Origin of the sequence: Pedobacter sp. GSP4, assembly GCF_051857575.1 — a bacterium.
Lineage (GTDB): Bacteria > Bacteroidota > Bacteroidia > Sphingobacteriales > Sphingobacteriaceae > Pedobacter.
Map to the genome: position 1 here is coordinate 658,910 of NZ_JBPZIR010000004.1, position 20,250 is coordinate 679,159.

The window sequence follows — 20,250 nt, forward strand, 5'->3', positions numbered from 1 at the left end:
TAAAGCGATGGATATTCCGTCGCTTTTTTTTATTTTTACATAATGAGCAAGCAGACTATAACCACCGAACCCAAACGTGCAGTCGATATACTTTTTGATAAATATGCCGAAAGCCATCAAAACCCTACCAACAAACTGGTACATTGGATTTGTGTGCCCTTAATTGTTTTTAGTTTATTGGGACTGGTTTGGCAGATCCCTTTTCCGCACATTGGTTTTTTAGGCAGTTACAATGGTTTCTTTAACTGGGCCTCTTTCCTTTTGGCCTTTAGCTTGTACTATTATTTTACCCTATCGCCGGTATTGTTCTTTTTAATGATATGGGTTGTTGGCTTAATGAGCTATTTCATCGTTAAAATTGAACAGGCTGTTGGTTTAGGAAGCGGAACCGCCTATGGCATTTATGCTGCTATTTTTGTTGCGGCCTGGATCGGCCAGTTTATCGGGCATAAAATTGAAGGAAAAAAGCCTTCATTTTTGGATGATGTTAAATTCCTGTTAATCGGTCCGATATGGTTATTGCACTTCATCTGCAAGAAAACGGGTATCCGGTACTGATCAAAAAACTGTTAACTTTGAATTAACCTTAAGGTAAAGGAAAGTTAATTAACACCTAACTTGAAGTTAACACTGTGGTAATACTTTTGCCCTTATCAAATAAAGGCAAATTGGACTTACTAAACTCTTTTAAAAGAGCAGCGCTAACGGCGTTCGCTTTAACGATCAGCATACTTGCGTATGCACAAACAGGAAAAATTTCCGGAACAGTTACCGATAAAAAAACGGGCGAAACCTTAATCGGTGTAACCGTTAAAATTAAAGGTACAACTAAAGGAACATCAACAGGTGCCGATGGTAAATATACTATTGCTGCCTTACAGGATGGTAAATTTATTGTAGAAGCTTCATACGTGGGTTATGCTACTAAAGAAGTGCCAGCTGTTGAAGTAAGCGGTGGTGCTACAACAACCTTAAACCTGGCGCTTGATGAGTCAAATTCTCAGAAATTGGCCGATGTGCAGGTTAAAGGCCAAGCCAGCAGAGAAACTGAAACGGCTTTACTTTCGCTTCAAAAAAATGCAGTAGAAATTAAACAGGGTATAGGTATACAGGAATTATCCAGAAAAGGTGTTAGTGATGTTGAAGAAGGTTTAACGAAGATAACCGGTATTACCAAAGTTGATGGCCGTGGATTATTTGTTAGGGGATTAGAAGATAGGTACAACAACTTATTGATTAACGGTTTGGCCGTTCCTTCTAACAATCCTTTCAAAAAAATTATCCCTTTAGATCTTTTTCCAACGGATATTGTAAGTGTTTTAGAAACCTACAAAACTTTTAACGCAGGTTTATATGGCGATTTTGCGGGCGGAACATTTAATATCGTAACCGCAAAAGGCGAAAAAGCAGTAACTAAAATTAATATAGGAACCAGCTTTCTTTCTAACAGCAGTTTTAAGAAATTCTTAAGGCCTGAAGGTGAGACTTCTATAGGTGATTATTTTGGTTTTACCGGAAACGGCCGCGACCTGCCAAAGGTTTTCGGAACGAAACCATCAGCTTATACGATGACTGGAAGCGAAGCCAATTCGAAGTTTGGATCGGGATTCGATGTTGAAGAAGGAAATGCTCCTTTAAATACAAATATTGGTATACTACATACAAGGAAGATCAGGTTCGAAAACAACCGCTATTTCCAGTACCTGGTTTCTGTAAACACAGATAATAATTTTCAGATCAGAGAAGGTGTAGACCGTTTCTTTAATACAGTACAAGGTATTTACGATAACAACTTATATACCACTAAATATAGGTTTTCTACCAACTCATCTTTATTGGGAGCGGTAAATTACGGTAGTAACAGGTTAAACTTGAATTTAAATGCTTTTTATTTAAAAGGTACCGAGACGATGATCCAAGATCAGTTGGGTTATACCAATAGCCAGGCTACTGCCAATAACTCATTTATCCGCTTAAACCAATTGCAAAAAACCGATTTCTTTACCGGACAGGTATTTGCAAATTACAAAATAACCGAAGATGACAGGCATAGCGTAAGGGCAGGAGCATCTTATTCGAAAACAGGCTACGAACTTCCTGACAGAAAATCGTTTAAAGGTGCAATGCTTGATAACAATACCACATCAATCAGTTATACGGGTAACAGTATCACCAGACAGTATATGGATTTTAACGGCGATTTCTTCGGATCTGGTTTGTTAGAATACAACTGGAAGTTTGGAAACGCAGATCTGGCAAAAGCTCATAAACTTACGGTAGGTTATAACGGCTCTTTCAATAAGATCGAATCTAATTTCAGGTTTTTAGTTTCGCAGAACCTGGCTTCTAATAGTGCTACTTTTAATACCAATCAGCCCGATGCTACCTTAGCCGGCCAGATTGCCAATGGTGGTTTTACCTATAACGAAGGTACAGGTGCAACTTACCTGGCCCGTATGCAGGAAAGTGTTAACGCAGGTTATGCCGATTTATCTCTTGTTATCGGTGATAAAATCAACATCAACGGTGGCGTAAGGGTAGAGCAATCGGAAAGGATAACCAGATTCAGAAATCCGGGAACTATTGATGATCCTTTTGTAAAGGTGACCAAAAACAGAACCGATGTTTTACCGGCTGTAAACTTTAAATATGCAGTATCTGATAAAACCAACTTAAGGTTATCGCTTTCAAAAACCTTAACCAAACCGGTTATTATGGAAGCTTTCCCTTTAGAGTTTGTAAACCCTGATGGAACTATTGAGAATGGTAATGAAAATGTGATTAACAGCCAAAACTACAATGCAGATCTGAAATATGAGTTTTTCCCTTCTAATACGGAAATGTTGGCCATTACCGGTTTTGCAAAATATTTGAAAAGCCCTATCGAGCGTTTATTTACGCCAACAGCGGGAAGCGGGGGCTTGGCCATAACTTACGATAACTCTAAAAAAGCAATTTTATTTGGTGCTGAATTAGAGTTCTTATTGCAGCTTTCAAGGTTCAGCGAATCGCTTTCTAATTTCTCGGTTGGTTTCAACACCTCATTAATGTATACAAAAACAACCATCGATAAAGTAAAAAACAGTGCAGAAACTGCAGCCATCGGTAACGATAATACCCGCAGGTTACAGGGTGCATCGCCATGGTTGATCAATGCTGATATTAAACACGAAACCAACTTCAGCAAAAACTGGAAAAGTACCATCACTTTAGCTTACAATATTTATGGCGAACGTATTTACGCGGTAGGTACAAATGGTTTAGATAACTACTACGAAAAACCTTTTGGAAAACTGGATCTGATCTGGAACAACAAGATCTCTAGCAAATGGGATTTGAAGTTTGGTGTAGAAAATATCTTAAACCCAACTTACAGAATTGATCTGGGCGATAAGAGCTTAGTAAAGATATACGAAAACGACCTAACGGTTAAAGATTACAAAAGAGGTGTTGGTGTATCACTTGGCCTTGGTTACACATTCTAGTATAGGTTACAATTTCTTAATCTTTGGTTGATGTAATGTTAAACCTGGGTTAATGTATTCAAAACATAGGAAAACTAAATTTACAATTCAAAAGGAAAATTAAAAAGAATTCAAAATGAAAAAATTACTTTATGCAATTGCTGTGTCAGCTACAATTTTTACTGGCTGTTCAAAAGATGAGGATGAGGAAATCCCTACAAAAGTTCCTGTAGTAGGCGAAATCACAGGCGATATTACAGCTAACAGAACATTGGCTTTTGGTAATTATACGTTAAAAGGTATTGTTAAAATTCAATCAGGTGTTACCTTAACTATCGAAGCTGGTTCTACTTTTACTGCTGATAAGGCTGATGGTGATGATGGTTTAGTGGTATTAAACGGTGGTAAATTAATTGCTAACGGTACTGCCGATAACCCAATCGTATTAACCGAAAAATCAAAAGTAGGTGGTTCTTGGAACGGTATCATCATGTATGGCGATGCGCCAATTGTAAACTCATCAACTGCTACTGGTACGCAAACTTCAAACTCTGAAGATGGCTTATTATTGCCATATGGTGGTACTAATGCTGCTCACAATGGTGGTTCATTAAAATATGTTAGGGTAGAATATGCAGGTCGCGTAATTACGACCAACTCTAAAGAGCAAAATGGTTTCTCTTTCTACTCAGTAGGTAGCGGAACAGTTTTAGAAAACCTGGTTTCTTACAAAGGAAATGATGATGGTTTCGAATTTTATGGTGGTACTGTAAGTGCTAAAAACTTAATCTCTTATGGTAATGCTGATGATTCTTTCGATTGGCAAGATGGCTGGAGAGGTCAAGACAATACCAACTGGTATGCTTACCAAACTGGTGTGGGTAACTATGGTATGGAAGTAGAATCAAAAGGTGTAAACAATGCATTCTGGCCAAAAGTAACCAACATTACTTTAAAAAGAGCTGCAGGTACAACAACTGAAGCGCAAAGTGAAATCCAATTAGATGCTTTCCAATTTAAAGCACAGGGTAACGGTGATTACAGCAACATCGTAATTGATGGATATGGTAGCCAAACTACGCCTACTGCTTTTGCTGGTGGTGCTGTTCAGATCCGTGATTTAGTTACTTATAACGATCAGGTATTAACTGGAAAAATTAAATTAACCAACGTTAAAGTTACCAATACGCCAACTTTGTTTATTACTGGTGCAACAGGATTTACTGTATCTGCTGCGAGCTTTGGTACTAACTGGACAACTTCAACAACTGCTACAGGTGCTGCTTTAACAAAAGGCAAATGGGCTACTGTTGATGGTGTAGATTTATTAGCTAACCTATAAGCATTACGCTTTTCCTGTAAAACAGGATATTAAAAAGGGTATTCATCATGATGATGGATACCCTTTTTTTTGACTAATTATTTTAATTATATATGTAGCTATAATAATTCATAATTGAGAATTTAATAAGTAGTTAACTATTTGTTAATTTTACAACTGTATTTTTAGTTATGAAAAACATCTATTTAACATCTCTTAAAGCCGTAATGGTTGCTGCTTTAATTGGTATGTTATTCTGCGGCTGTAGAAAAGATACAGCTCCGGTACCTGATCCTAAAAAATTGAAAATTAGCAATAAACTTGCAAGTATTCCCACCCATGTCTTCGATTGGGAAACCGCTGATTATATGCCTACACCAGCAGGTTCAACGCCTATTTTAGTACCATGGGCATCTGGGAGCAATCAACTATTCCCACATGAAATTGCCTTTGATTTCAAAAAGGCTGATGGTTGGAATCTGATCTACAATACTTTTAGTCCTACGCAATTAACATCTCCGTATTTCTTTGCTCTATACAACAAATATAGGGGGATAATAAGATTTTATCTATACCTGCCTCCAGGTAACCCATACGCGTCTTCATATTTTAGTGATGGATTGGGGATATCTGGCGGATATCCGTCTTCGATAATGAATTTTTCTAAAGAAATTATTGATCCAGAAAATGTTCAAACATCCATAACAAAAATTCAAAATTATCAAATATTATCAACTGGTGCATGGTATGCATGTCAATATGAGCTAGCTTATGATAGCTATATTGCAAACAGCAATCATCAAAATCTAAACTTTGTTTGGAATGTATCTTCAACGAATTTGTCGCAAGTTATACTAAACGGTACATCAAGTGGGACTTTAACAGGTACTGTTGGCACTGCAGGTACTGGAGGCTTTAATCTTGGTAGTTTATTGGGGAATTTAGGTAATACAGCTATTCATGTTGCTGGTTTTCAGGGGATAAAAGCGTTAAATCTGCCAAAATCAAAAGTCTTTGGAACAGATGTTACAAAATCTATTGAAGATGGTATAAAAGGTGGACTAAGTGGGGCGGTTAAAGGTTTCTTTAGTGCCATACTAGGAGGAGCTGCTACCAGTCCTCAGGTTGTTGATTTAAAATTAAAAGTAGAAACTAATTTAACTGGCTCGATAGCAGATAATAGCGGTATCCTAAGTACTACTTTAGCCATGCCAGGATCAGCCAATGCTAATTCAGTTGGATATATTCCAAGTTATAACAAAATTTTAGGTGTTTTTGATTTTTCAGTAGCTCCAATTCTGTTTGTAGCGAATCAAAAATTATTAATTTACGAAACTCCTGGTACAGAGGTAAGGTATATAGATGATTATAGTTTCGCTTATCATCATGGCCTTCTTAATGATATTTCACTACTAACAAATCCGGAGGTTACAAATGATGGTACAACAATTAAAGTTACCAAAATTGATGTGCTTGTTCCTTATAGGCAGAAATATGCAAATTATGGTCGTCCTTCTGAAAAAACAACAATAGAAAAGTATTTGGATAGAAATGATCCTAATTATCCAATGCCAGAAAGTTATGGGAAAGAAATCATTGGAGATGAAATTTATGCTTATGGAAGTAGCTCAAATGTTGCGACTGCTAAGAGTATTTTATTTAAGGTTCAACACCGACAAGATTACAGTATTGGATCGGCATACTATAATGCTACAGATTTGGATGGCGTTCGCATTCGTTACACAATTTTAATCACTCCTGGTAATGGTTCTCAACCTATTACAATTATAAAAACGCTCAAGCCAACAATAGAATTTACTTAAAACTGTCCTTGTGAAAGCTAAGATGCAATTACAATTGTTTGTAAATTATTACCTAGTATATTATGAATTGTATACATATTGGGATTAATGTACAGTTATGAATTTAACTTGCTAACTGTTATTATCAATTTAATAAAGAAATTATCTAAGTTTTAGAGTGATAATGTTACTAAAAAGGGATCTACCAATAGGTAGATCCCTTTTTAGTTATCAATCAATATCAGATTGCTAAGCAAAATAAATCGGCTCTATTGCCTTTGTCTACTAATGCTTTTTGCTATGTAGTTTATTAATGATTTTTATGACTGTTATGTGCGTTTCAATTTTGTAGTTTTTAAACTATAAAGCTTAATGTTTTATTATTGATAGCTTAATAATGAGAGTCTTATCTTGTAGTATAATCAAAAATACTCTATGAAAAAAACATCTATTTTAAGCGCATTCTCAAGGATAATGTGCTTCGGGCTATTGCTAACCTTAGCCATCTCATCCTGTAAAAAATCAGAAACACCGGTTGCTGCGCCTCAGGCCAAGGTGGAAATTGATGCCACAACTATTGCTAAAATTAAAGAAATGGGTTTCCGTACCGATAGTATTAGGGTATTTGGCGAATCCTACATTGTAGAGGGTGATATCCTTATTACAAAAGAATCTTTATCGACACCTAAAGCGCAACATAAACTGTTAAACGGTGGTGGTAAGATAGCACAGGTAAATACAGACAATGTAGTGCTTGGAAATTTAACCAATATCATTATTGCCACTGAAGATTACGATACCAGGTGGCATTATGCAATTAGGGAAGCTGTAGCGGCCTGGAATGCGATAAGCAACTGCCGTATTAATCTGATCCATTCATACAGTCAGTTTTACCCGCCTTATTCGAATTCGGTTACCCCAACCATTACCATAAAAAAAGCTAATTTAGGTACTGGCGGTTTCGGATTAGGTCAACCTCCAACTGGATCAGGTAGCGCTGGAGCCATTGTGTATGTAAACCCATTTACCAATAATACAACTAATGGATATGATAATGGCATACCTAGAAGCCATGAGCAAGATGTTTATATGCTAGTGCATGAAATAGGCCATTGCCTTGGTTTTAGGCATACAGATTGGGCAGCAGAAGGTGTAGGTGATGGTGCCAACCCTATAGCAGGTACACCATCTAATGGCAATGCATGGGATGATCCTAGTTCAGTAATGAATTCAGGGCGTTTAGGCACTGCTAAAACTTGGTCGAGCTTCTCCGCTTATGATGTAATTGCTGCCCAGAACTTATATCCTCCGGTAACAACACCATTTGTAAGTACTTTTAAAACCGTAATCAATGGCCCGTCATCCATTTCAACCAACAGTACCGTAATTAGCACTGCTGGCGCCATGTATGATAGTGGTTATTACGAATGGAGAATGTTGGATCAAAGCTTAAATGTGGTATTGCCGGTAAGCAGTTTCAGTAATTCGCCTCAGCAGGAATGGAGCCACGGTACCGCAGGTACTTATTATTTAGAATGTAGGTTAGTGGGCTTAGAATGTACAGGCGAGTGGGGCAGACAAACCGTTACTTTTTATTAGTATTAAGGTGCTGGTATAAATTATACCGTACTTAATAAGGCATTAAGATTTTAAAAAGAATCTAAAAAAGGCTGGATTTTATCCGGTCTTTTTTATTTCCTATACGCCCTGGTTCGTGTCTCCACGAAACGATAATTTAAATCCGGCTCTCTATAAGCTGCTCGCCGGCCACTCCAAAAAAAAAATTTGATTAAGATAAAATGGTTCGTGGAGACACGAACCATGGCGGAAGAACTGATAATTATCTGTTTTTGCTTAATCGATATATGCTCGGAGCCTATAATTATAGGTTTTTGCTTAATCAATATATGCTCGGAGGCTATAATTATAGGTTTTTGCTTAATCAATATATGCTCGGAGCCTATAATTATAGGTTTTTGCTTAATCAATATATGCTCGGAGGCTATAATTATAGGTTTTTGCTTAATCGATATATGCTCGGAGCCTATAATTATAGGTTTTTGTTTAATCGATATATGCTCGGAGCCTATAATTATAGGTTTTTGCTTAATCAATATATGCTCGGAGGCTATAATTATAGGTTTTTGCTTAATCGATATATGCTCGGAGCCTATAATTATAGGTTTTTGCTTAATCGATATATGCTCGGAACCTATAATTATAGGTTTTTGTTTAATTAATATGCACTCCGAGCTTATTGTTACAGGCTTTTGCTTAATTAATATCTTTTTTAAGGCTTTTGAATTAACTCCTGCAAAAAAAAAAGTATTGGCTGTAAAAGAAAATTCACAGCCAATATCATTTTTCTTAAATTTTTGTTTCGGTATTCCTTCTGTTTCTGGGGAATTGCTGCTTCAAGTCTTCGTAAATGTCTTGCGTGCCTGCAATATTCGATCGGTGAGCACCCTTTACGGCATTATAAAAAACAAGAGCCGCCTCGTAGGCTTCGCCGCCAGCTACCATCATGCTGTCTTCTACCGATCGCAATAATTTACTCGTTTCGAGGTAAACCTCATAAAGATCAGCTGCAAGTTTGTAATCTTTCTGTGCTTCGGTCACATCTAAAAAAGAAGGGACCAGATCTGGCGACTGTTTGGCGTGCGAGATGGTTCTGCCTACAAAGGCCAACGTTTTATCGCCCATTTTTAACATGTTTTGGCGCTCATTTGCCGTAAGGTTAAAAATCAGTACTTCTTTAAGCGTTGCTTTTGCTTCCTGTAATTGTGCGATAACTTTTGCCATTTGCTCGGCAGTAATTTCTGTTGAGATTTTGTTGTTTAAACTCATAGATATAGGTTATTTAAGTAAAAAAATAATTTCAATCTGTACACCATCTGAAAATGCCGGTAGAATAAGGGCGGTAGCACAGCAAAGGGCCACAACCTTGATTTACCCAATCAAACCGTGTATTACCAATAAAATAAATGGGATGAGTTTTATTGCCCTTAAGGATAACCAAAGTTTATCCGGGCGGATTATATGGTTTGCGTTAACGGTTAATTTAATCTGTTAACAAAGCTAATGTACTTATTTTTTTATTTGAAACAAATGCCTTTTCGTACAGGTTTGTTCCCATCTTAACATTAATAAGGGGCAAAAATGCGGGTATCCATCTTTATGAAACAATCTTCACCAAATCTTCATCTTTCAAAAGTAGCTTTATAACTCCATTAAGCCATGTTCCAGGCCATCCGCAAAGGGTGTTAAAACAGTATTTGCTCAACATTTCCATATAGTTTATTTAACGTTAACAAATTAGGATGATTTAATTTTTGGTTAACATTAAGTTAATGTTGTTGCTGTTGTTTTGTACCAAATAAAAACAACAGAAAATGAAATTACGCATACTAACCTTATTTAGTATTCTATTTTTGTTAGTTACTGCTGCAAATGCACAGGTAACAACAGCCAGTATAAATGGAAAAATAAAGGATGACAAAGGAATTATTCCGGGAGCCACTATTGCAGTGGTGCATATTCCTACAGGTACAATCTCTAAAGGTTCATCAAACGAAACAGGTTTTTACCGCATTGGGAATTTAAACCCGGGCGGACCTTACAAAATTACCGTAACCTATGTGGGTTACAGTCCGGTAGTTAAAGAAAATATCTACCTAACCTTAGGTAACGATCAAAAATTGGATATCGACATCCAGGAACAGGGCAGCCAGCTTGCTGAGGTAAGTGTTCGTGGACAAAGAGGGCCAACAAAAGCAGGTGCTGGTACCAGTATTGGCGAAGCGCAGATTAAAACCCTGCCTACCATGAACCGCAGTTTGCAGGATGTTACCCGAGTTACCCCTCAGGGCAGTAAAGACAATACCTTTGGCGGTACCAATTTTAGGTACAACAACGTAACCATCGATGGTGCCATAAACAACGATGCCATTGGTTTCAGTCCATCGCTAGGTGGCCAAAGCGGTAGTTCGGGCATGCCGGGCAGCAGTACACGTACCAATCCGGTATCGTTAGATGCCATTCAGGATGTAACCGTGCTATTGTCGCCTTACGATGTTAAAGTGGGTAACTTTTTGGGCGGAAGTATCAACGCGGTAACACGTGGCGGTACAAACGATGTAACCGGATCGGTTTACGGGTATGGCCGTAATGCATCATTGATCGGCAGAAATAAAATCGGCGATAATTCCAAAGAGCCATCTGCTTTCCACGATTATCAGACTGGTTTCCGCGTAGGCTTTCCAATTATAAAAGATAAACTGTTTTTCTTTACCAATGAGGAGATTACCCGCCGCCAGGACCCGGTAATTTTGGGTGCAGGCTCATCGGATATGAAACTCCTTACCGCTACAGAAGCTCAGCAGATCAGCGACCGTATGAAAACAGCCTATGGTGTTGATGCAGGTGCATTTGGCAATTACAACATCTATTCTCAATCTAACAAATTCTTTAACCGTTTAGATTGGAACATTAACGAAAACAACCAGCTCACCATCAGGAACAATACCATCTTTTCTAAAGCAACAAACTTGGAAAGAGACCAATCTAACTTCCGCTTCGGTGGTATCGATTTTAGGCAGAACAACAATCAAACCTCAACCGTGGCCGATTTAAAAACACGTTTTGGTAATTCAGCCACAAATAACCTGATTATCGGCTATTCTACGGTTCACGATTTCCGCGATCCGCTTTCTAATCCGGCTTTACCGCAGATCGAGATTGCTTCTAATGGTGGCACCTTATTTTTGGGTACTGACCGTGAAGCCAGTATTTTCAATATGAAGCAGAATACCTTTGAGTTTACCGATAACTATACCTACAGTAAGGGTATCCACACCTTTACCTTTGGTACACACAACGAATTTTACAACATCAACTATGGTTTTGTAAACTCATGGAACGGCCGTGTAGCTTACAGCAGCATAGCCGATTTCTTAAACAACCAGCCAAATAGGGTACGTACCAGTTACAATTACGACGATAACAGCCGCGATAATATTATTGCAAACCCAACCGCACAGTTTAACGTAAATATGTACAGTGTTTATGGTCAGGATGAAATTAGGTTGGGCGACCGTTTGAAATTAACCCCGGGATTACGTTTTGATATGGCCAATCTGCCTGATATGCCAACATTGAGCAGCAAAACCACAAACTCTCCGGTTGATGTAAACTACGGTACCACTTATACCTACACACAGCCTTCGGCCATAACCGGTAAATTTTTAAACAAAATTCAGATCTCACCACGCTTAGGTTTCAATTTTGATGCATTGGGTAATCAGCACCTAATTGTACGCGGTGGAACAGGTTTGTTTACCAGCCGCATTCCTTTCGCATGGATTGGTTATGCCTACTACAACAACGGTGTGAACTACGGTGCTTTCGATAAATCGTATGTGTATGCCAATTCCGATCCAACCAAAATTGTAACGCCTGCACCAGGTTCAGATCCGATCAGGGATGCCTTAACAGGTAATGGCGAAGCAGGTTATGTAACCAAACAAGGTGTAAATGTTAAAGATGCAAGTGGTGCAACACAGGTAGATTTAGTTGATAACAACTTTAAAATGCCTAAAGCTTGGAGAAGTAATTTAGCGTTCGATTATAAAACAGACGATCAGTGGAAATTTACGGTCGAAGGTATTTTTAGCCAGGTAATCAAAGACGTGCAGTTTCAGCAGATCAACTACGTAGATAACCCTAAATACATGGTCTACGATACGCAGAAACAACAGCCAATTTATTCAGGTACCAAAATTAATCCATTGTATACCAATGCCTATCTATTATCGAATACTGATAAAGGATATAAATACAGCTTAACGGCGCAGGTGAGCAAATCGCTGCCTATCGGACTGGATATGATGGTGGCGTACACGTATGGCAGATCGAAAGATATTGCAAACGGTATCCGTAACTCTATGGAATCGAACTGGCAGTTAAACCAGGCTTTAAGCCCGAACAACCCAGGTTTAGCCTATTCGAACTTCGATATCCGCAACAGGATTATTTCTACCATTAACTACCGATTGGATTGGGCAAAAAATGGCAAGTATGTTTCTAACTTCTCTTTATTCTTCAGCGGACAATCAGGCTCTCCATATTCGCTTGGCTTAGTTAACACCAGGATTAACGGAACAGGACAAACCGTAAGTTTATTGTACATACCAGCAGCTGGCGAAACAACCAAATTCTTTGCCAATACAGCCGATGGAATTGCTCAGGCAGCAGCATTCGACGCTTATATCAATGGAGATAAATATTTAAGTACCCGCCGTGGAAACTTTACCGAGCGTAATGGCGCCCGTACCCCTTGGAATGTTCAGGCCGATTTTCGTTTTGCACAGGATATCCAGGTGGCAAAAGGTAAACACCCGCACGTACTAACCTTAACTTACGATATCATTAACTTAACCAATTTGGTGAATAAAGATTGGGGTATCCAGTACTTCTCGCCAAATACCTATAACTCTATGGCCAGTGTGGGTATTAAGGTAGGTACAGCCGGAACGCCAACAACCTATCCGGTTTATACCTTTGCACAGAAAGATGTAACCTCTTATTCAAAAGATTTCTTTGCATCGCGCTACCAGATGCAGTTAGGATTAAGGTATAGCTTCTAACTTTTTAAAAATACATTAAAAAAGCCCTGTTGGATAACCAGCAGGGCCTTTTCTTTTTATTTTGATTCAAGCTCTTCCTTTACAGGTGCTTTTGCTTTTTTCGTTACTACAGGTTTAACGGTTTTTTCTTTAGGAGCAGCCGGAGCTGTTTCTTCCGTTTTGATAAATGGCTCAATGGAATCGTCTTTTGCAGCAATAGTTACTTTTTTGGCCAGTTGTTTAGCAAATTTCCCGATCACTTTATCCGCTTTTTTCGCTTTGCCAAATTCTGCAACAACACCGCCGAATGCAGCTGCTAATTTAGATTCTAGTTCTTTTCTTACTTTCTTGCCTGTTGAATGGTTTCTTGATTTTGATTTGCTTTTTTTCATCGAAATATAATGGATATCCTCAAAGATATATTATAGTAAAGTTAAATCCATATTATTATTTTGTTAACTGATTAAGCGCGAGTTAACATATAAAATATTTATCTGTAAATTAGGGTAAGGATTGATTGTACACGTAAAAATAAAGGAATATGAACTATCCAATATTAGCCGGTGTTATCTTGCTTGCACTAATCCTGATTGTTTTCCTGATCTGGAAAAATCAAAAGGACAAAAAGAAATTTGAGGAGGATACGATAGAATCAGAATTGCCTCCAGAAAAAGATGATAAAGAGAATGTTTAAAAATTAACACCTTGGGCCACATCGCCACCTAAATCAAGCGTATTTTGAAAAGCTTCCAGATAGCCCAGTAAGTGCCTTTCGGCATTGGCGTAAGAGGTAAATGTAGATGCTGGTATATTGGCATCCTTTTCGCTGCTGTTTTTGAAATACGAACTCACCTGAAAGGTAAAGGTATTTTCATCGTTTATAGGCGACATAATCCGCGCTTTAACCGGATGACCGTGGATTTCAACAAAGAACTCTTTTAAAACAGTATATATAATAGCCGACATACGATGGGTTTTTAAGGTTCGACGCTAAATTTAGAAATTAAAAATACGCTTAATCGCCCATTATTCTGCCTCTTATTGATAAGATAATATTTTGTTAACATTAAATTAATTTGAATTTAATGTACTGGAACTACTTTTTTAGGGGCTCGTAAGCATAAACCACCTCATATTTAATGTTTTTGAGGTTGGTAGAAAGCTGTCCTATTTTTAAATTCTGTTTTTGTGGAGTAGGCTCGCAAAAAGAATATTTTTTGCCGTTATAGGTAATAAAATCTCCAACAGGTTTATCAAACTGAACCGCCATGGTTAAATGTTCGGGGTATAACAGGGCTACCATGGGCAGATTGTAAATTTCTTTTACCAGATAGAAGAACAGTGCCGCGCGGTCATCGCAGTCGCTGTATTTGTTTAATAGTGTTTGCTCGGGCGAATTGCGTTTTTCTTTGCCAAAGTTCTCGCTGTCATCTTCATATAAAAAGGCATAGCGCGTAAAACGCATTAAATAATCAACACCTTTTTTCTGGTCCATGCCTTTTAAATTTTCTTTTAATGCAGGGATCAGAGAACTGTAGGTTTCTTTACTCAGCGGAATATTAAAATAGGTTTCAAAATCTACAACCGGATAATTTTTAAAGATGGTCTGTACATCTTCATTTACCTTTAATTTAAAATGATAGGTTTTTTGGCGATAACTAAATGCCAGATCTTTCTCTTCATAGTTTTCTGGCTTAAAATCGGGCATGCGCGTAACCTTATACGAAAATGAATTTTTCGCTTCAGTGACAGAGATTTTAACAGGTTTATAAGCATCGGCCTGTTTAAACAACTTTCCATAATCGTGATAGTTCAAGCACATATACTTTTTATTGTCAATCATGAAGAAGGGGATATCGCTAATGTCTTCATCATTTCTCACGTAGAGAATAATCTGGTTGTTGCCAACAGCAACCCTGGCATCGTAACCGCATTTGCTCAGCAGAAACCATTTATATAAGGTATAACGGAAGTAATTGTCTGCTTTCGGACTGATCTGTTCTGCTGTTTTACGGATCAGTTGATAATAGATCCAATCGTTTAAGCCATATTTTTCCTGATATGCTTGTAGCGAAGCAATAAGCTGGGTGTAATTGCCTGCCGTAACAAAATTCGAAAATTTAAGTGTTTCGGTAGCCGTTGCGGTTTTGGCGGGCTTAAATATGAGCGAAGAATCGATGCTGAAATTGAAGGTGCCATTGTAAAAATCGAAAGAATAGTTCTGTCCCTTTGCCGTAATGAAATTCATCATTAGGCAGCAGCACAAAAATGCCCGCAATAAATATGTATAAATCCTCCGTTTCAAACCGCACCTATTTGGTTACATTGAATTTACACATAATTAACATAAAAGCAACAATTTCTTTATGTTAAGTATTTTAATTGTGTTTAATCAAATTTAACCTGTTTGAATTTTTACAGTGGTAAAAAAGTTTTGAAATTATTTTTGCCTGAGACTTAAGCAGATAAAAATAACCTGTTTTAAAAATTCTATAAATAACATTTCATTAATATCAATTTAACAAGCTGCCTTTACTTTTGTGGCATAAATATTTGGTTAGTATTTATAAAGTTTAGGTTAGTTGATAATAAAAAACCCAGATGGATGTCTGGGTTTTTTTATTTAATCAAATTATAGGTTTTTGCCAAGTTTTTCCAACATTTCTGGTGGAATGTTGTGGGTATCTACCACCAAGAAACCGTCCAAACAATCAGAAAACTTCGGATCGATATTAAAGGAAATAATTTTGGCATTAAGGTTCATGTACTGTCTTAACAGCACAGGTATTTTGATGTGCGAGTTTTCAATATCGCCAATAATGCTGTCCAGATCCTTAAAAGATTCACTGCTATCAACCAGGGTATCTGTGGCAATTGGCAAAAGATCTGCTTTAAATTTATTTCTCGGTTTTACATATTTGGCCATCTCATAGTCGAAATGGTTTTTGGTGATATAATCAACAATCAACGCTTTACTAAATTTAGAAAAGTTGTTGCTGATGCTTACCGGACCAAACATGTAGCGGTATTGCGGGTTATCGATCAGGTACTTTAATATTCCCTTCCATAACAAAAACAACGGAAGCGGCTTGCCCTGGTATTCCTTTCTGATCCATGATCGGCCCAGTTCAATGCCCTGTCTCAACATCGGGTAAAACTGATCCTTCATTTTAAATAGCTCAGATAAGTAGAAACCCCTGCGGCCCATGCTTTCCAAAATCTCGTCGCCTTTACCAATGCGGTAAGCCCCTACAATGTTTTCCAGGTCTTTATCCCATATAAACAAATGGTTGTAATAAATATCGTAATTATCAAGGTCGATTTTTTTGTTGGTCCCTTCGCCAACTTCACGGAAAGTGATTTCGCGCAAGCGGCCAATTTCCCTTAAAATATTCGGGATTTTTAACGTGGGTACAATATAAACCTCGTAGTTTTTTTCGGTCCAAACCTTAAAATCCTCAAGGTTTTCTACCTCGCTCTTAATCAAAACCCTCGAAGTTTCTTCAATCACTTCAACCGGTTTCTTTTTAATCTTGAATAAATTTAAAGGGTTAAAAAGTTTTTTCTCGGTATCCAGTCCAACACCAAGTGCATAAGTACGGGCCCTTAAAAAGTCCATCAGCTTATTGCTGCTGTTCATGTGCGAGATTTCCGAAACCGCAATCGGTTTGCCAATCCTAACCTTAATGGTACGGCCATGTTTGTTTAAAAACTCAGATGGCAATTTAGCAGTACGCAGGGTAGGGTGTATAAAGCTTAATATGTTAAAGAAAACGCCATTGTTGCCGTGGAAGTAAATAGGAACCACCGGAACTTTTGCCTTTGCAATCAGTTTTCCAACAACCGGGTGCCACATCCTGTCGGTTACCTGTTGTGCATCGAGTTTAAAGGTAGAAACTTCTCCTGCCGGGAAAATACCGATGGGTGTTCCGTTCCTTAGCAGATCGAATGTTGTTTTTAATCCGCTGATGCTCGAAGAGTGCTGTACATTTTCGAATGGATTAACCGCAACAAAAAATTCGTCAAGGTTGGGTATTTTTTTCAGGATGAAGTTTACCATCACCTTGGCATCGGGCCTAACGGTGCATAAAAGTTTTACTAGGGCCAGGCCTTCTACACCGCCGTAAGGGTGGTTTGCAATGGCAATAAAAGGTCCTGTTTTAGGGATGCTGTTCAGGTCATCTTCATCAAATTCGATAGAAACACCAATGGTTTCCAATATCTTGTCTACAAATTCTAAACCTTTAAAGTGTTGATTTTGAGCAAATACGTCATTAATGTCGTTAAGCTTCATGATTTCCATCATCAAACCTGCCAAACCGGGTACACCTAGTTTATCAATCTTTGTCGCCTTCGCAAACTCAGATGTAGTTATGATTTTCATATAAAATTCTTAGGGTGTTGATCTGCAAAACCTGTTCTGTTTTGCAATCCCAAAAATAAGATTTATATTTATAATACACATGTCATATCACATCAATGAGAATTTGGCTCAATAAACATTTTGGTTTCAGCAAAGGTGAATTTAATGGGCTGCTTTTTCTAATTTTAATCATTATCGTAATAAAGGCTATACCTATTATATATGGTTACTATAAACCTCTAGAAAAAGATGATCCTAATCTTTTAGCGCAGATACAGAAACTGGAAGTGGCCGACCAGGAATATGCCGACTATAGCCGCGACCGGATTGAAAATGCAGCTACCGAAAAAACGGTCAAACTTTTTAAATTTGATCCCAATACTTTAGATGCTACAGGTTGGCAACAGCTTGGCCTATCGCCAAAACAAGCTGCAGCAATTGTAAATTATACCGGCAAAGGGGGCAGGTTCCGTAAACCGGAAGACCTGCAGAAAATGTATACCATTTCTCCTACAGTGTACAAAAAGATATTGCCCTATGTTAATATCAACGAACAGCCTGCCGATATCGCAAAGAATTTTAAAGTTTTCGAAAAAAAGGCTTATACCGCGAAAACGGTAATGGTTGATATTAATACCGCCGATTCGGCACAGTTGGATGAAATAAAAGGCATTGGTGGCACTTTTGCTAAACGGATTATTAAATACCGCGAACGCTTGGGCGGTTTTTATAAGAAAGAACAGCTTTTGGAAGTTTATGGCTTAGATTCTGCCAAGTATTCAGAAATAGAAAGCCAGATTGCTGTTGGAGCGGTAACATTAAAAACCGTAAACGTGAACACAGCTAATTTTAACGATTTAAAAGCAAATCCATATTTATCATACAAACAGATCAATGCCATTCTCCAGTACCGGAAACAGCACGGTAATTTTGCAGACCTAGCCGATTTGAAAAAGGTTGTTATTCTGAACCAGCAGGTTATCGATAAGATAGCGCCTTATATTTCTTTTTAGTTGCTGCTAAGCTAGATCGTCCCGCTAGGGACGACTCCTAGGTAGCAAATAACCATTGGTAATTTGTGTTACGTTTCGTGGGTATTGTCTATCTGTTGGCCGATTTTAATCTAAACCCTTCATCATCCTAATTCTCGGTTGATTTTTATAAAAAAAATAAAAAAATCTTTTCCGGTCATTTTCATGCTTTAAAATTAACGCATAAACTTATTGAACCGAATACCATTTCATTCTGCAATTGCGCAAATATTAGATGGTAACTAACTATCAAATAATTGTTTATAATTGCCTTAACTAACTATAAAATATAAATTTAATGAGCGTAAGCTTCGATTTTTCAGAAACAGAAACTCAGCAAAGTGTTAAGGCCATGGTCCGCGATTTTGCTGAGAAAAACATTCGTCCAAACATTATGGAATGGGATGAGGCACAGCATTTCCCAATAGAACTGTTTAAACAACTTGGAGAATTGGGCTTAATGGGGGTATTGGTCCCGGAAGCGTATGGAGGCTCTGGCCTAGGTTATCAAGAGTATGTTGATGTAATTGTAGAAGTGTCGCGCGTTTGCGGTTCAATTGGTTTATCGTTGGCCGCGCACAATTCATTATGTACTGGCCATATTTTAGCCTTTGCAACCGAAGAGCAAAAACTAAAGTGGCTGCCCAAACTGGCAACAGCCGAATGGATCGGTGCTTGGGGACTAACCGAAGCCAATACAGGATCTGATGCTTTAAGGATGATGACTACCGCCGTTGAAGATGGCGATGATTATATTATAAATGGTTCGAAAAACTGGATTACTCATGGCAAGAGCGGCGATATTGCCGTAGTAATGGTAAGAACAGGTGAGCAGGGAAGTGCCAAGGGGATATCGGCCATTGTTGTTGAACGGGGTACACCCGGTTTTTCAGCGGGAAAAAAAGAGAATAAATTAGGGATGCGCGCATCAGAAACCACCGAAATGATTTTTGACAATTGCCGTGTACCAAAAGCAAACCTGCTTGGCAATGTTGGAGAAGGCTTTAAACAGGCCATGAAAGTTTTAGATGGTGGACGTATCTCTATTGCAGCATTAGCTTTAGGAATTGCAAAAGGTGCATTTGATGCAGCCGTGGCGTATTCAAAACAAAGACAGCAATTTGGTCAGCCGATTTCGAGCTTCCAGGCCATTAGCTTTAAGCTTGCAGATATGGCTACCGAGATTGAAGCAGCAGAATTATTGATCCGCCAGGCGGCAGATTTAAAGAACAGGCATTTACCTATGACAAAAGAATCGGCCATGGCAAAATATTTTGCTTCAGAAGTTTCGGTGAGGGTAGCTACCGATGCCGTTCAGATTTTTGGCGGCTATGGATATACCAAAGATTTTCCGGTAGAGAAATTTTATCGCGATAGTAAATTATGTACAATAGGCGAGGGTACTTCCGAAATACAGAAGATTGTAATTGCCAGAGAAATATTATCAAGGTAGAGGGCTTGAAGGTATAAGGTTTAAGGCTATATGCATTGAACCTTATACCCTAAACCTTTCACCTTTAGCCTTATTAAAAACCAAATATATTATGAGTAATCCGGACGGTTTAACCACCTCCGGATTTTTTTATTTTAAAAATTTGAAAACCACTGATCCAGATCTGATGTTTTTAGTAAAAGGTAAAAGGTAA

The 20,250-nt window shown here is 38.0% G+C and carries 14 protein-coding genes; 9 read left to right on the forward strand and 5 right to left on the reverse strand.

Annotated features, from left to right (window positions below):
* The first annotated feature begins 42 nt into the window (after positions 1-42).
* The 5 genes from ACS5PU_RS13720 to ACS5PU_RS13740 all read left to right on the forward strand — a co-directional run bounded on the left by ACS5PU_RS13720 (position 43) and on the right by ACS5PU_RS13740 (position 8,186).
* Entirely contained in the window at positions 43-558 is a 516-nt protein-coding gene (locus tag ACS5PU_RS13720) for a DUF962 domain-containing protein (RefSeq protein WP_439459738.1), read from the forward strand.
* A 110-nt stretch (positions 559-668) separates the two neighbouring features.
* Positions 669-3,485: a TonB-dependent receptor domain-containing protein gene (locus ACS5PU_RS13725; RefSeq protein WP_439459739.1), complete on the forward strand. Its 2,817-nt coding sequence runs from the start codon at positions 669-671 to the stop codon at positions 3,483-3,485.
* Between the two features lie 115 nt (positions 3,486-3,600).
* Entirely contained in the window at positions 3,601-4,806 is a 1,206-nt protein-coding gene (locus ACS5PU_RS13730; protein WP_439459740.1) for a hypothetical protein, read from the forward strand.
* Positions 4,807-4,976: 170 nt separating this feature from the next.
* Entirely contained in the window at positions 4,977-6,608 is a 1,632-nt protein-coding gene (locus ACS5PU_RS13735; RefSeq protein WP_439459741.1) for a hypothetical protein, read from the forward strand.
* Positions 6,609-7,022: 414 nt separating this feature from the next.
* Positions 7,023-8,186, forward strand: a complete 1,164-nt coding sequence (locus tag ACS5PU_RS13740) for a M57 family metalloprotease (protein WP_439459742.1) — start codon at positions 7,023-7,025, stop codon at positions 8,184-8,186.
* Positions 8,187-8,954: 768 nt separating this feature from the next.
* Here ACS5PU_RS13740 and ACS5PU_RS13745 read toward each other — a convergent pair.
* Positions 8,955-9,434, reverse strand: a complete 480-nt coding sequence (locus ACS5PU_RS13745) for a hypothetical protein (protein WP_439459743.1) — start codon at positions 9,432-9,434, stop codon at positions 8,955-8,957.
* Between the two features lie 545 nt (positions 9,435-9,979).
* Between ACS5PU_RS13745 and ACS5PU_RS13750 the strand changes: the two genes are divergently transcribed.
* A complete protein-coding gene (locus ACS5PU_RS13750; RefSeq protein ID WP_439459744.1) occupies positions 9,980-13,231 on the forward strand; it encodes a carboxypeptidase regulatory-like domain-containing protein in 3,252 nt (1,083 codons plus the stop codon).
* 56 nt (positions 13,232-13,287) lie between these two features.
* On the opposite strand, the gene ACS5PU_RS13755 is transcribed toward ACS5PU_RS13750, so the two are convergent.
* Entirely contained in the window at positions 13,288-13,602 is a 315-nt protein-coding gene (locus tag ACS5PU_RS13755; protein WP_439459745.1) for a hypothetical protein, read from the reverse strand.
* Between the two features lie 149 nt (positions 13,603-13,751).
* Here ACS5PU_RS13755 and ACS5PU_RS13760 point away from each other — a divergent pair, with 149 nt between their 5' ends.
* Positions 13,752-13,904 (forward strand): hypothetical protein, encoded by a 153-nt coding sequence (locus ACS5PU_RS13760; RefSeq protein WP_439459746.1) that lies wholly within the window; start codon positions 13,752-13,754, stop codon positions 13,902-13,904.
* On the opposite strand, the gene ACS5PU_RS13765 is transcribed toward ACS5PU_RS13760, so the two are convergent.
* The 3 genes from ACS5PU_RS13765 to ACS5PU_RS13775 form a co-directional block, all read right to left on the reverse strand.
* Entirely contained in the window at positions 13,901-14,176 is a 276-nt protein-coding gene (locus ACS5PU_RS13765; RefSeq protein ID WP_439459747.1) for a hypothetical protein, read from the reverse strand. The two genes, ACS5PU_RS13760 and ACS5PU_RS13765, sit on opposite strands and share 4 nt — an antisense overlap.
* A 130-nt stretch (positions 14,177-14,306) precedes the next feature.
* Entirely contained in the window at positions 14,307-15,461 is a 1,155-nt protein-coding gene (locus ACS5PU_RS13770; RefSeq protein WP_439459748.1) for a hypothetical protein, read from the reverse strand.
* Positions 15,462-15,842: 381 nt separating this feature from the next.
* Positions 15,843-17,594 carry a lysophospholipid acyltransferase family protein gene (locus ACS5PU_RS13775; RefSeq protein ID WP_439459749.1) on the reverse strand — a complete coding sequence of 584 codons (1,752 nt, stop codon included), beginning with the start codon at positions 17,592-17,594 and terminating at the stop codon, positions 15,843-15,845.
* Between the two features lie 95 nt (positions 17,595-17,689).
* Between ACS5PU_RS13775 and ACS5PU_RS13780 the strand changes: the two genes are divergently transcribed.
* Both ACS5PU_RS13780 and ACS5PU_RS13785 read left to right on the forward strand, forming a co-directional pair.
* Positions 17,690-18,586, forward strand: coding sequence for a ComEA family DNA-binding protein (locus ACS5PU_RS13780; RefSeq protein WP_439459750.1), 897 nt, complete (start codon positions 17,690-17,692; stop codon positions 18,584-18,586).
* A gap of 316 nt (positions 18,587-18,902) precedes the next feature.
* Complete coding sequence (locus tag ACS5PU_RS13785; protein WP_439459751.1) at positions 18,903-20,057, forward strand: acyl-CoA dehydrogenase family protein; 1,155 nt, start codon at positions 18,903-18,905, stop codon at positions 20,055-20,057.
* Positions 20,058-20,250: the final 193 nt, after the last annotated feature.

Bases quoted from the DNA above. Each gene is read 5' to 3' on its own strand.
- ACS5PU_RS13730 (WP_439459740.1), top strand. From the start codon at position 3,601: ATGAAAAAATTACTTTATGCAATTGCTGTGTCAGCTACAATTTTTACT.
- ACS5PU_RS13720 (WP_439459738.1), top strand. From the start codon at position 43: ATGAGCAAGCAGACTATAACCACCGAACCCAAACGTGCAGTCGATATA.
- ACS5PU_RS13780 (WP_439459750.1), top strand. From the start codon at position 17,690: ATGAGAATTTGGCTCAATAAACATTTTGGTTTCAGCAAAGGTGAATTT.
- ACS5PU_RS13755 (WP_439459745.1), bottom strand. From the start codon at position 13,602: ATGAAAAAAAGCAAATCAAAATCAAGAAACCATTCAACAGGCAAGAAA.
- ACS5PU_RS13785 (WP_439459751.1), top strand. From the start codon at position 18,903: ATGAGCGTAAGCTTCGATTTTTCAGAAACAGAAACTCAGCAAAGTGTT.
- ACS5PU_RS13745 (WP_439459743.1), bottom strand. From the start codon at position 9,434: ATGAGTTTAAACAACAAAATCTCAACAGAAATTACTGCCGAGCAAATG.
- ACS5PU_RS13775 (WP_439459749.1), bottom strand. From the start codon at position 17,594: ATGAAAATCATAACTACATCTGAGTTTGCGAAGGCGACAAAGATTGAT.
- ACS5PU_RS13765 (WP_439459747.1), bottom strand. From the start codon at position 14,176: ATGTCGGCTATTATATATACTGTTTTAAAAGAGTTCTTTGTTGAAATC.
- ACS5PU_RS13750 (WP_439459744.1), top strand. From the start codon at position 9,980: ATGAAATTACGCATACTAACCTTATTTAGTATTCTATTTTTGTTAGTT.
- ACS5PU_RS13760 (WP_439459746.1), top strand. From the start codon at position 13,752: ATGAACTATCCAATATTAGCCGGTGTTATCTTGCTTGCACTAATCCTG.
- ACS5PU_RS13770 (WP_439459748.1), bottom strand. From the start codon at position 15,461: ATGATGAATTTCATTACGGCAAAGGGACAGAACTATTCTTTCGATTTT.
- ACS5PU_RS13735 (WP_439459741.1), top strand. From the start codon at position 4,977: ATGAAAAACATCTATTTAACATCTCTTAAAGCCGTAATGGTTGCTGCT.
- ACS5PU_RS13740 (WP_439459742.1), top strand. From the start codon at position 7,023: ATGAAAAAAACATCTATTTTAAGCGCATTCTCAAGGATAATGTGCTTC.